Raw genomic sequence first — 13,396 nt, forward strand, 5'->3', positions numbered from 1 at the left:
GTTATTTTATTTTGCCGATTAAGATTTGATCCGTCCGTACTCCAGCCCTTATTTCTCCACTTGGTATAATTATCAAATCATCCTTCAAAATAGCAGTAGTAGTTACAGGACTTGCACCTTTGATAGGATCCGTTTTTTTCCAACTTTTGGTTTTTATATCATAAATCCAAACATCATGTACAAATCCGGGATGCGAACTTTGAATTGCATTTTTTTTACGTATTAAATCAGCTTTTTTAGTTTCATCCACTTCTAAATTAATAGCACCAATAAGTTCTTCTACCCTATGAAATGTTTTTGCATTATCCCCACCAATAAGAATGATATTTCCTTTATAAAAAACACCAACGCCTGCCGCTATCGCTTCTGGTAATGTGTCTACATTCGTAATTTTATTTGTTTCAATTTGTAATTCATACAACGCATTATAAATTTTACTTTTTGAATTCAAATTACGCTTGCGCCCTCCTGCAATATAAATACGAGAATCTCCATCACTTACCACCACAGCATGTGATACTGCATAAGGTAAGCTCGCATATTCCTCCCAATTGGCATACTTTGAAGATTTAATATTTAATCGATATATTTTATCGGAAACTTTATCAGCATTCTCTCCACCTACAAAATAAATATAATCTCCAACCTGCGTGGCAGCACCATTCGTCAAAGCTTCTGGTAAAAAGGATAAAGCTTTACGATGCAATTTATTACCTTTCATTAAATAACAGAATACATCAGCTGTGGCTTGCCCCATTCTTTCACCACCTATAGAATAAAATACCTTCCCAACAGTGACATTAGCACTATAAGCTAAACTATCTTCGAATACTTCAGTCTGCTTTAATTTCAAATGAGTATTAGCTATGGAATAATGGTATGACTCTTTAGTGTACTGCTTCGCTCCTCCCTCCCAAGGCATACCATTCGGAAAATTAGCGCCACCAGCAACTACTAATACATCTTCAGCAATCCCCGAAACTGGTCCTGCTACACCAGGATGATACCTCTCGCCAGTTGCTGGAAGTATTCCACCAACAGACCAATCTATTTTCAATTCGGGTTCAGACATAGAACAAGAGGATAAAACTATACTGAAAAGAAAAATTTTAGACACATACATTTAAGGTAGATTTGAAGTTTTCAAAACCTAAAGATGCGACATCTTGTTTGAATTTTTCGAAAGAATCGCTACTCATATTGGAAACGGGTAATCTAAACTCTCCACAATCCATTTCTACTAATTTCATATAGGCTTTCCCTGTCGCGATTCCTCCATATTTACCAAGTAAGCGAATCATATCAATTGATTTTTGTTGCAAGACATTCGCTTTATCCAAATCACCTTGTTGATAGGCTTGAATCAAATCATGATATAAGGGCGCAGCATAATTATAGGTACTACCTACAGCACCTTTACAACCTAAAACTAGAGAAGATAACATATTTTCATCCCTTCCCCACAACATATTGTATTTACCATTTTGGTAATTCATGCACGATAAGAAATCCATAAAATCTTCATGTGTATATTTAATACCTGAGAAAGTTGGGATTTTACCGTCTATTTCCTGCAACAAATCATACATCGAATAATTCCCTCCCGTTAACACGGGAATATGATAGTAATAGAAAGCGGTACGAGGAGCAACTGCAGCAATTTCCTTACAGCATTTAGCTAATTGAACTACATCAGCTGGCTTGAAATAAAAAGGTGAAGTGAAAGAAATAGCATCGGCTCCTACTTCTTCCGAAATCTTTGCCAATTCTTTACATTCTTTTATATTAGTTCCGCCTAAAAACATGATCAATGCAAAATCTGGATCTTCTTTAGTGATTGTTCTCCAGGCTTTAAGCACTTCTACTTTCTCCGCAAAAGTCAAAGAAACTCCTTCACCAGTAGAACCACATATAAAAGCACCTTTCACGCGGTTAGTTTTCAATAATTGATAATATGCTGGAATGATATCTAGATTAAGTTCACCCGTTTCGTCAAAAGGTGTGAAGGGAGCAGCTATTAAGCCATCAATTTTCTTATAATTCATAATTTAGTTTTCGGATAAGTATCATTATGTATGACATAACAAATGTAGTAAATTAATATTCATTTTCCAAATATGTTAGACATAACACAAATAACAAACGCAAATATTAATTTCATTTACTATATTTGTCGATATAAAATTATAAACTAATATGAACGAGGCTTTAAATGAGTCCATGGCAGTGTTTAGTTATATTGACACCTCCAGTTTAGTAGACAAAGCGGAAAAATCTATTATAGAATATATAAAGATTAATAAACTCAAAATTGGTGATAGTCTTCCAAAGGAATTGGAACTAACTGAAAAATTGGGTGTAAGTAGAACTGTCATTCGTGAAGCATTATTGCGATTAAAAAGTATAGGTCTTATTGAATCTAAAAAGCATAAAGGTGCGGTCCTGACCAATCCAGATGTATTGCGTTCTTTCAAAAAAATATTTCATCCTTCTTTGTTAGATGAGGGTACATTAAAGGATTTATTCGAATTACGTCTTGCCCTAGAAGTGGGAATTGCGGATTTTATCATTAATAATATTACCGAAGAAGATATAAAGGAGCTGGAATCCATCACAGAAGAAATTGTTTCTGGAGATGCAGCCCTGCCTTGGAGTATTGAAGATGAAAAGAAGTTTCACGGAAAACTCTATGAGATTTCAGGCAATAGCATGTTACTCGAACTTCAGGAGCTTCTGATTCCTATTTTTCAATATGTACACCAGTCCGGCATCCTGGACAAACCCATTATGGAAGGAGAATTTATCTCGCACAAAGAATTAGTTGACATTCTTAAACTACGAGATGCTGATGCTTATAGAAAAGCAATCCGAACTCACCTAAACAACCATTTTGCTCGTATTTTAAATTAAAAAATCAAAGCCATGAATAGTTTCATGGCTTTGATTTTTTTCTACATTTCCCCTTCATTTCAGGAGCTTTTGAACTACCGTAATATGACTTTCTAATTAAATAAATAGCAGTATTTTAGAAAAAATTATGGCAAGAAAAATCTTCAAAAAAACTATGCAAATTTTATTGGTTATTCTTCTAATTACTTTAATTGGAGGAATGTTATATATGCGCTCGGATCGTTTTGGCATCAATGCTGCAGGAGCTAGACTTGAGCGAATGCAAAAATCACCCAATTATAAAAATGGCGCATTCGATAATCTTGAAAATACGCCAGCTTTAGCAGAAGATGCTTCCTACAGCAAAATGCTTCGTAAGTTCTTTTTTGAGAAAAAAGTTAGAAATAGCCCTTCCAATCCTCTTCCTGTAATAAAAACTGATCTTAAAAATCTTCCTATTGATAGCAATTTGTATGTATGGTTTGGACATTCATCTTATTTGCTGCAATTGGATGGGAAAAAGATTCTTGTAGACCCTGTATTAAGTGAATATGCCTCTCCCGTTCGTATTAGTGCGAAAGCTTTTCCGATGGAATATGTTTATCAACCTGAGGATATGCCCGAAATTGATATTTTAGTAATCACACATGATCATTGGGACCATTTAGATTATAATACTTTGAAAGCTATTCAACAAAGAGTAAAACATATTGTGACGGGATTAGGTGTGGCAGCGCATCTTGAAAAATGGGGCTTTCCGACCGAAAAAATCACAGAACTCTATTGGGGAGAAGAGGCTTACGTTGATGGATTTAAATTTACATCAGCCACTGCACGCCATTTTTCGGGTCGTACATTCACCCGTAATACCACTTTGTGGTCTTCTTTTATATTACACTCTATCACTAAGAAAATCTATATTGGCGGAGACAGTGGATATGGCAAACATTTTAAGGAAATCGGCGAACAATATGGACCATTTGATTATGCTATTCTTGAAAATGGACAATATAATCAAATGTGGAAATACATTCATATGATGCCAGAAGAGGTCATTACAGCAGCCAATGAATTGAAAGCAAAATATACTATGCCCGTTCACTCGTCTAAATTCGCTTTAGCCATGCATGAATGGGATGATTCATTGATTCGTGTAGCTAAAGCTGCTGAAGAAAACAACTACCCTATCGTTACGCCAAAAATTGGACAAGTAGTGTCGTTAGATAATTATGTTAAACTTCCGAATTGGTGGGAAGGAATTGATTAAATAAAAAACTAAACCACCAGATTATTTGTATTTCTTAATATAGATTAAGTTTTCAACTAACTTAATTAGTCAACTTTGTGCTTAAATAAGAAACATATGAAAACATTATTTAACATTCTAGCAGCTTTTATAGCTTTTACTAACATTGCAGTAGCGCAAGTCAAATGGTCTGTAGATCCAGCCCATACAAACGCGCGTTTTGAAGTAAAACACTTGGGAATAGCTTTCGTAGATGGACAATTCAAAACCTTAGAAGGAAATGTAGAATCTGCTACAGCTACTGATTTCAACAATGCAAAAATCAACTTCAGCATTGATGTGAATAGTATTGATACACGTGTCGAAATGCGTGACAATCACCTCAAGTCGGATGATTTTTTTAGCGCGGCTAAATTCCCTACTATGAAATTAGCAAATGCCACACTAAAAGGTAATGATGGAAAATACACACTAACTGGAGATTTGACAATTCGCGAAGTAACGAAAAAAGTAACGTTTAATGTTGTTCAAAATAATGGTATCATCACTGACCCTTGGGGAAAAACAAGAGCAGGCTTTACAGCGACAACTTCTATTAATAGATTTGACTACGGAATTAACTATGCAGACAAATTGCCAACTGGCGTATTTGCTGTAGCTCCTGAAGTACAGATTACTATAAATGTCGAAGTGGTAAAGAACTAAACACACACACTACAATAATATAAAATGGCCATTGCACTCTATTGCAATGGCTTTTTGCTTTAATATTATTTCTTGCTGCAAAAAGAAAACGGTAAATTGTGCGAGAAATAAAACAATTGAATTTCCATCTGATTCCTCATGAAAAAAACACAAGAATTAAGCAGTTTTTTTTATAGTCAATACTTCGCTGAAGGTCTTCGCATTACGCTAGGAACTATTATTCCAGTGATAGTGTGTGCTTTCTTAGGTGAATTTCTAATGGGAACTTTTATTTCTTTAGGAGCATTAATAGTTGGATTATCCGATACGCCTGGAGCACCTAGACACCGCAAGTGGGGAATGTTCTATTGCACCCTCGTCTCCATATTTGCGATAGTTGTTACCGCATTGGCTAATGATTATATTTTCATCATGACCTTAGTGATTGCAGGATTTTCTTTCCTCTGTTCTATGCTTTCTGTATTCAATGCACGAGCCGCTACTGTGGGAATGATGGGAATTCTGATAATGCTGATTAACATCGATGCAAAATTCACCTTTCAAGAAGAGATGAATTATTTGGGACTATTCATCATTGGTGCGGTATGGTATATGCTAATCAGCTTTTCATTAATGCAAGTTCGCCCCTATCGATTAGCTCAACAAGAACTTTCCGAGACTATTGTGCATGTAGGAGATTATTTACGATTAAAAGCTAATTTTTACGACCTAAATAAAGATGCAGAGGAAAATTACCTCAAACTCATTGAAAAGCAAATAAGTGTCAACGAGCACCAAGAAAATGTACGTGATATATTATTTCAAAGTAAAAGATCCATCAAAGACACGACAAAAGAAGGTCGTTATCTGACCTTAATCTTTAATGAAATGGTCGATTTGTTTGAGCAAAGTATGACCACGCATTATGATTATACCGAGATTCGAACTAAATATGCGATGTCAGGCATTTTGGAAGAAATTAAAATTATCATTGATAAAATGGCGCATGAATTGGACAATTTTGCCTATAAGATGCATGCGAACAAGCGTCCTATACCGTTATATGATTTCGAAAAAGAGATTGATAAATTAAGAATCCTTATCGAGGAATATGATGCACAGCAAAATGTTAATTCCATTCCACTAAAAAAAATTGTAATCAATATTCGCACGATTACCAAGCACATTCAAAATATTTATAAATATGTAGCTTTCAAAGCTGACGATATTACGAAAGAAGAAATCCAACAGTCAAACAAGTTTATCAATAGAGATATTCTGAATTGGCAGAATTTTAAAGACAATTTAAGTCTGCAATCCAGTGTCTTTAGGCATGCCCTACGAATGGCTATTGTATTATCTGGCACCTATTTCCTATTTAATATTTTCAATTATTCCAGCTTTACGACGTATTGGATTCTATTGACAATTTTAGTGATTTTAAAACCTGGTTTTGGATTGACTAAAGAAAGGAATTTGCAACGCCTTATTGGAACTATTATTGGAGGTATTATCGGGGGTATTATCTTAATAACCGTTCCGGATGTGACTATACGCTTTGCTATACTCATCTTTTTCTTTTTGATTGCGTATAGTCTTTTCCGTGTCAATTACATCATGGCGGTCATTTTTATGACACCTTATGTGCTGATCATGCTGAGCTTTTCGGGCGTAAACACTTTAGAGATGGCAAAAGAAAGAGTGTTAGACACATTTATTGGCGGTTCTATTGCCTTTTTATCGAGTTATGTAATATTTCCGAATTGGGAAAGTTTCCAGATTAAAAGCAATATGCGCCACTTACTTGTTGCAAATTATAAATACCTAGCGCAAGCTGTATTGATATTAGCGGACAAGAAAGTTTCTATCATTGATTACAAATTGGCACGTAAAGAAGTATACATTGCATCTGCCAATATGGGTTCTACTTTCCAGCGCTTGTTGACAGAACCTAAATGGCGCCAAAAACACACCAAAGAAGTTAACCGCTTTGTGATTCTAAACCACATTTTTTCGTCTTATACAGCTACCCTTTTGACACAAATTTATAATACAGAAAACAAGTATTACACCAAAGAACATATCAAATTATTGCTGAAATCCCTGACCTATCTTCAAATAGCAATAGAAGAGATTTCTACCGCTGATTCTTCTCCTGTAGATTTTATCAAATCATTGGACAAAAATTTTTCAGAATTATCAAATGATGATACCTTATTAATTACCGAACAATTACAATTTTTGACCAAAATTTCTGGAGATTTGCAAAAGAATGTAGCTACATTAGCTTCTAAAGAAATTTAACATAAAATGGATAATAGTATTTACGACGTAATAATTATAGGTGCTGGACCAATTGGAATTGCTTGTGGTATTGCTGCGAAAAATAATAATCTATCGCATTTAATTATTGAAAAGGGGTGTCTCGTTAATTCTTTGTACAATTATCCAATCAATATGACTTTCTTTTCTTCCTCGGAACGCCTTGAAATAGAAGAAATCCCTTTTGTGACAACAAATCCCAAACCCAAAAGAGCTGAAGCTTTAGAATATTACCGTCGCGTACATGATAAATATAAATTGAATACTTGCCTTTTCGAAGAAGTATTAGCTTGTAATAAAAACGAGGGCGTTTTTGAAATTAAAACTTCAAAAGCACAGTACATTGCTAAGCATGTAATTGTTGCAACAGGTTTTTATGATATCCCTATGTACTTAAATATACCTGGCGAAAATCTACCAAAGGTAAGTCATTATTATAAGGATCCGCACTACTATGCAGGAATGAATGTAGTAGTGGTTGGAGCGAGCAATTCTTCCATAGATGCGGCTCTTGAAACATATCGTAAAGGTGCAAAAGTTACATTAGTTGTTCGTGGAACTGATATCAGTCACCGTGTCAAATATTGGGTAAGGCCAGATATTTTAAATAGAATCTCCGAAGGCTCTATTGATGTGTATTTTGAAAGTAATTTGTCAGCAATCCGACAAAATGAAGTGGTAATCAGTACCCCAAAAGGTGATGTGACTATTCCCAATGATTTCGTGCTTGCATTAACAGGTTATAGACCTAATTTCGAATTATTGAGAAAATTCAGCATTAATGTTCCCGATGAAGAATGTATGATTCCCGAACACAATCCTGAGACAATGGAAACAAATATTGAAGGACTATATCTAGCGGGGGTAGTTTGTGGTGGATTAAATACACACCTATGGTTCATCGAAAATTCACGTATTCACGCAAAAATGATTATGGATTCCATTCTTTCGAAGAATTAAGCTCTAAGTCCAGCGACAAAAATTTCAGCCAACTTTTTCTGCATAGCCAGAATTTCATCAAATTCACATTTGTCTGGAATAAAATCATTTTTGAAGTCTTTCAATACAGACATACGCATACCTAAAGTACCAAAGACAAAAATGCGTGCCGTATCTTCCACATCTATCGGTTTCAATTCTCCAGAATCCACGCCTTTTTGGAAAACTTGTTCTACAGTTTTACGCTGACTTTCGAACGAATCAATTATTAATTTATCCAATTCTGTAGGAAGTTCTTTGCGCATAATGATGGTATATTCCAACAAATAGAAATATTTCTTTTTGAAATTCATGCTGATGTCCAATACAGAATTGACTCCATCCAATACATTTATCATGTTCGAAATAGAGTTTTCTATCAACACTTGACACTCTTCGATAACATGTTCAAGAACAGCAGCATAAAGACTATTTTTATCTGGAAAATAATAATACAATAATGCTTTAGAAAAAGATAAGTCCTTCGCAATCTCCGCCATAGTTGTCTTTGCCATACCATAATGAGCAAAACGTCTTTTAGCGGTTTCTAAAATTCTTACTCTCTTTTCATCTGCATTATTAGCCATATTCAAATAAAATTTTTAGGTATTCATCCGCTTATACTATCTTTACAGCGAACTAAAGAATTTAAATATACTACATAAATTCATTAATATTCAGCAAAAGATCAAATTCAATAACGTGGAACTACAGAAAAATATTTTTTTAAAAGAGTACAATACTTTCGGTGTACAAGCAATAGCGAATCAATTTGTTGAAATACAAGACGAAAGACAGCTTATAGAATTATATAATTCTGGTATTTTCCAAAATAGATTTTTTGTCCTTGGAGGAGGAAGTAACGTGTTGTTTACAACCGATTTCGAAGGTACAATAATTAAAATTTCAAATAAAGGAATTCAACATTTTATTGAGGGGAATAATATATATATTACTGCAGCAGGTGGTGAAATATGGAATGATCTAGTATGGTATTGTGTCGATCATGGTTTCCCTGGTTTAGAAAACATGGCGTTGATCCCTGGTACAGTAGGTGCATCACCAATCCAAAATATCGGTGCTTATGGAACTGAACTGATGGATGTCATGTATACTTGTAGAGCTTTTGATACTTTGACAGGAGAATTCAAAACATTCACAAACAAAGAATGCGGCTTCTCCTATCGTGATAGCATATTCAAAAGTAAATACAAGGGTCGATATATCATTGTATCTGTAACCTACAAATTAAACCTTCATTCTGTAAGAAATACTTCTTACGGCGCTATTGAATCTGAATTAGCAAAACGAGGTATCAATAATCCTACGATGAAGGATGTAGCAGAGGTTGTATCTTTTATTCGTGTAGAAAAACTTCCAGATCCAAGTACTATTGGGAATGCAGGTAGTTTTTTCAAAAATCCAATTATTTCTAATTCCCAATTAAATGAGTTAAAACAATCATTTCCAAATATTGTTAAATATTCTATAGATGAGCAACACAGCAAAGTGGCTGCTGGTTGGCTAATTGAACAAGCGGGATGGAAAGGAAAAGAAATAGGCAATGTTGCAATTTGGAAAAATCAAGCGTTGGTAATAACAAATAAAGGAAACGCTACAGGTAAAGAAATTTTTCAAGTGTCACAAGAAATAATTGATTCGGTTTTTGATATTTTCGGTATAGAATTGGAAAGAGAAGTAAATATTTTATAAAAAAGTTTTCAACAATTCTTAAAAACTTTTTTTAATTAAAATTTAAAAAATGCTATTCTCAGTAGCAAAAATACGTTTTTTAATATTTTTTATTTATTATTAACAAAAATTTAATAAAAAGCGATAAAATTCTAGCACAGTGTTTGTAAGGTTTTTATTAACCGTAGTATTCTTTTTATAAATCTGAAGGCTACTTTTTTTTAATTACAAACCTCAAGGCTATGAACAGAACAGAATTTAACACTTTGGTGATAGAACATTCAGATTCATTAAGATCGTATGCAAGAAATTTTACGAAAGATAGTGATGATGCAAATGACCTAGTCCAAGACACGCTGCTAAAGGCTGTCACTTATTTCAAAAACTTCAGGGATGGAACGAATCTTAAAGGTTGGTTGTATACCATTATGAAAAACACCTTTATAAACAACTACCGTCGTATTACGAAGTCAAATAGCTTTATTACGAAAGAAGAAGAAATTTCTCCAGTAAATCTTGTCCATTCTGCGACTAAAAATCAAGGAGAAAACAAGTTCGTATTAGAAGACATTAACTGCGCACTTTCATCATTAGCAGAAGATTACTATACACCCTTTACGATGTATTTTGAAGGATATAAATATCATGAAATATCCGAACATTTGAACATTCCTATAGGAACAGTAAAAACCAGAATTCATGTTGCACGTAAAGTAATGAAAAAGACATTATCTACTTACAAGTACTAATATTTGTACATTTGTAAGATGAGCGATGATAACTTAACCGTATACACGAAATCACAATTAGCTTTACGAAATGGACAGGATAAACCCGAAATATGGGTTGGGTTTAAAGGATATATTTATGATGTCTCCGAAAGCAGATTATGGAAAAAAGGCATGCATTATGAGCATTGGGCAGGACAAGATCTGACAGAAGAGTTAGCAGATGCGCCACATTCAGAATCTGTCTTCGAAAGATTCAAAAAAATAGGGAGAACTGGATAACCAATCTGCCTATTTTTTTGTATATAAATACAATTACGCAATTTCAAACTTTGATAAAGCAACAAACTGTTGTAAACGAGCAGCAATCTCTTCTTGTGTAAGATTTTGTAAGCGCTCCGTACCGAATTTTTCTACGCAGAAAGACGCCATAGCTGATCCATAGATAATAGCATTTTTCATGTTATTAAAATTAATCGATTTCACTTTTGCCATATAACCTATAAAACCACCCGCAAAAGTATCACCGGCACCTGTAGGATCAAATACATCTGCTAAAGGCAATGCAGGTGCAGAAAAAATCTGACCTTCACCGAAAAGCAATGCACCATGTTCACCTTTCTTGATGATCAAGTATTTGGGCCCCATGTTCAAAATCTTTTCAGAAGCTTTTACCAAAGAATATTCACCAGAAAGCTGACGTGCTTCCGCATCATTAATAGTCAAAACATCCACTCGTTGCAAGACTTTTTTCAAATCTTCCAAAGCTACATCCATCCAAAAGTTCATCGTATCCAAAACCACTAATTTTGGTTTCTTTTCCAAACGTTCTAAAGTAATTAATTGCACTTGAGGAGTCAGATTACCTAACAATAAATATTCGCAATCTTGATAGGAACTAGGGATTTTAGGATCAAAATCTTCTAGAACATTTAATTCCGTGATTAAAGTATCACGTGAGTTCATATCATTGTGGTATTTTCCTGACCAAAAGAAGGATTTACCCCCTTTTACCACCTCTATTCCCTCGATATCGATTCCTTTGGATTGAATAATATCCATATTATTCCCAAAATCCTCTCCCACTACACTCACCAATTTCACATCATCATAAAGATTAGAAGCCGATAAGCCAGCGAAAGTAGCAGCACCTCCAACTATTTTATCAGTTCTACCAAAAGGTGTCTCTATCGCATCAAAGGCAACTGTCCCCACAATAACTAAACTCATTTTATTTTTTTATGAATAGTGTAATACCATATCGGCAATAACCGAAAATAACTGCTCCAATCTTTGGAATCGTCCCCCGTCATCCTCACAGCTGCTCACTTGAGCTATAGTAGATAACTACTAGGATTTTATAAATCAAGGTGCAAAATTAATCATTTAATATGTATTACCCAAGATATAAAGTATTTGAGTCAATGCAAATAAGTAAACGCTTTCGAGTATTATTTAAGTTTCTTCTGATTTCTTTGTTATTAAAGAACAATAACTTTATCTTGTTGTTTCAATATGGGCTTCAGGTCCAATCCCTCTACTAAAAGATATTTAAGTTATAAACGCATATGCCCATCATATAAACAAAAATTTATGAGAAAACTAGCACTACATTGGCAAATATTAATTGGAATTTTACTAGGAATATTCTTTGGCGTATTATCGATACAATTTAATGAAGGCAAAGAATTTGTTTTAGACTGGATAAAACCATTCGGTACTATATTCATAAATCTATTAAAACTGATTGCAATCCCTCTTATTATTGTATCGCTGATAAAAGGTATTTCAGATCTAAAAGATATTACACAATTGTCAAGCTTGGGGCTAAAGACTTTCGGATTATATATCAGCACCACCATAATTGCCGTATGTATCGGATTACTTTTAGTAAATCTAATCCAACCTGGATCTTTCATTACAGACAACACAAGACAAGAGATGTTACAGTCTTTTGGAGGTGAAATCAATCAGAAGGTGGATGAAGTCAACAAAATAAACGAACGAAGAGGCCCGCTACAAGTTTTGGTAAACATTGTTCCAGAAAATATATTTGCAGCGACATCCTCTAATAGCAATATGCTCCAAGTGATTTTTTTCAGTCTATTAGTTGGTATTGCTATGATTATGCTTCCATTAACTCAAATAGAACCATTGAAAAAAGTACTTGACGCAGCCAACGATGTCGTATTGAAAATAGTGGATATAATTATGCTATTTGCTCCATACGGCGTATTTGCTCTTATCGTGACACTAATTGCCGAAGCTCCCTCTACGGATATGTTTAAAGCCTTAAGCATATATGCCGTCACTGTTATCCTTGGCCTTTTAATCATGGTTTATTTAATTTATGGATCATTTATATATCTATTTGGCAAAAAAAATCCGTTAGAATATTTTAAAGCAATACTACCAGCACAGCTTCTGGGTATATCGACAAGTTCAAGTGCAGCCACCCTACCCGTGACAATGGAATGTGCAGAAGAGAATCTGAAGATACGAAAGGATGTATTGAGTTTTGTCCTGCCTATAGGTGCTACAATCAATATGGATGGGACTTGTCTTTATCAAGGCGTTGCAGCGGTATTTATAGCGCAGGTAATGGGATATGATCTTAATTTCTCGCAACAATTAAGTATTGTAGCCACAGCCACTTTAGCTTCTATTGGTGCAGCTGCAGTTCCGGGCGCAGGAATTTTGATGTTGGTTATAGTCCTCGAATCAATAGGTGTAAATCCTGCGGGTATAGCTTTAATTTTTGCAGTTGATAGACCACTTGATATGCTACGAACTGCCACAAACGTGACCGGTGACTTAATGGTAGCTACCTTAATGAATAAAACAAAGCTATAGCATA

Annotated in this window: 13 protein-coding genes; 9 read left to right on the forward strand and 4 right to left on the reverse strand. The window is 34.5% G+C overall.

Features of this window, described 5'->3' with window-relative positions:
• Position 1 precedes the first annotated feature (1 nt).
• Entirely contained in the window at positions 2–1,072 is a 1,071-nt protein-coding gene (locus G5B32_RS07035; RefSeq protein WP_165290836.1) for a kelch repeat-containing protein, read from the reverse strand.
• Between the two features lie 37 nt (positions 1,073–1,109).
• The gene (locus G5B32_RS07040) at positions 1,110–2,045 is read right to left on the reverse strand and encodes a dihydrodipicolinate synthase family protein (RefSeq protein ID WP_165290837.1); all 936 of its coding nucleotides are present in this window, start codon (positions 2,043–2,045) and stop codon (positions 1,110–1,112) included.
• Positions 2,046–2,196: 151 nt separating this feature from the next.
• Between G5B32_RS07040 and G5B32_RS07045 the strand changes: the two genes are divergently transcribed.
• From G5B32_RS07045 to G5B32_RS07065, 5 genes are all read left to right on the forward strand, one after another.
• A complete protein-coding gene (locus G5B32_RS07045) occupies positions 2,197–2,910 on the forward strand; it encodes a FadR/GntR family transcriptional regulator (protein WP_223815389.1) in 714 nt (237 codons plus the stop codon).
• A 127-nt stretch (positions 2,911–3,037) separates the two neighbouring features.
• Complete coding sequence (locus G5B32_RS07050; RefSeq protein ID WP_165290838.1) at positions 3,038–4,156, forward strand: MBL fold metallo-hydrolase; 1,119 nt, start codon at positions 3,038–3,040, stop codon at positions 4,154–4,156.
• Positions 4,157–4,252: 96 nt separating this feature from the next.
• Positions 4,253–4,840 carry a YceI family protein gene (locus tag G5B32_RS07055; protein ID WP_165290839.1) on the forward strand — a complete coding sequence of 196 codons (588 nt, stop codon included), beginning with the start codon at positions 4,253–4,255 and terminating at the stop codon, positions 4,838–4,840.
• A gap of 138 nt (positions 4,841–4,978) precedes the next feature.
• The gene (locus G5B32_RS07060) at positions 4,979–7,123 is read left to right on the forward strand and encodes an FUSC family protein (RefSeq protein WP_165290840.1); all 2,145 of its coding nucleotides are present in this window, start codon (positions 4,979–4,981) and stop codon (positions 7,121–7,123) included.
• 6 nt (positions 7,124–7,129) lie between these two features.
• Positions 7,130–8,101 carry a YpdA family putative bacillithiol disulfide reductase gene (locus tag G5B32_RS07065; protein ID WP_165290841.1) on the forward strand — a complete coding sequence of 324 codons (972 nt, stop codon included), beginning with the start codon at positions 7,130–7,132 and terminating at the stop codon, positions 8,099–8,101.
• Here G5B32_RS07065 and G5B32_RS07070 read toward each other — a convergent pair.
• Positions 8,098–8,706: a TetR/AcrR family transcriptional regulator gene (locus tag G5B32_RS07070; RefSeq protein ID WP_165290842.1), complete on the reverse strand. Its 609-nt coding sequence runs from the start codon at positions 8,704–8,706 to the stop codon at positions 8,098–8,100. The genes G5B32_RS07065 and G5B32_RS07070 overlap by 4 nt on opposite strands.
• A gap of 115 nt (positions 8,707–8,821) precedes the next feature.
• On the opposite strand from G5B32_RS07070, the gene murB reads away from it, so the two are divergent.
• From murB to G5B32_RS07085, 3 genes are all read left to right on the forward strand, one after another.
• On the forward strand, positions 8,822–9,832 hold the full coding sequence (murB, locus tag G5B32_RS07075; protein WP_165290843.1) for a UDP-N-acetylmuramate dehydrogenase: 1,011 nt from the start codon (positions 8,822–8,824) through the stop codon (positions 9,830–9,832).
• Positions 9,833–10,053: 221 nt separating this feature from the next.
• Positions 10,054–10,560, forward strand: coding sequence for an RNA polymerase sigma factor (locus G5B32_RS07080; RefSeq protein WP_165290844.1), 507 nt, complete (start codon positions 10,054–10,056; stop codon positions 10,558–10,560).
• An 18-nt stretch (positions 10,561–10,578) separates the two neighbouring features.
• Positions 10,579–10,821: a cytochrome b5 domain-containing protein gene (locus tag G5B32_RS07085; protein WP_165290845.1), complete on the forward strand. Its 243-nt coding sequence runs from the start codon at positions 10,579–10,581 to the stop codon at positions 10,819–10,821.
• Between the two features lie 33 nt (positions 10,822–10,854).
• Here G5B32_RS07085 and G5B32_RS07090 read toward each other — a convergent pair whose 3' ends face one another.
• The gene (locus tag G5B32_RS07090) at positions 10,855–11,769 is read right to left on the reverse strand and encodes a PfkB family carbohydrate kinase (RefSeq protein WP_165290846.1); all 915 of its coding nucleotides are present in this window, start codon (positions 11,767–11,769) and stop codon (positions 10,855–10,857) included.
• Positions 11,770–12,132: 363 nt separating this feature from the next.
• Between G5B32_RS07090 and G5B32_RS07095 the strand changes: the two genes are divergently transcribed.
• The gene (locus G5B32_RS07095) at positions 12,133–13,392 is read left to right on the forward strand and encodes a dicarboxylate/amino acid:cation symporter (RefSeq protein WP_165290847.1); all 1,260 of its coding nucleotides are present in this window, start codon (positions 12,133–12,135) and stop codon (positions 13,390–13,392) included.
• Positions 13,393–13,396 lie beyond the last annotated feature (4 nt).

Source organism: Sphingobacterium sp. SGL-16, assembly GCF_011043515.1.
Lineage (GTDB): Bacteria > Bacteroidota > Bacteroidia > Sphingobacteriales > Sphingobacteriaceae > Sphingobacterium > Sphingobacterium litopenaei.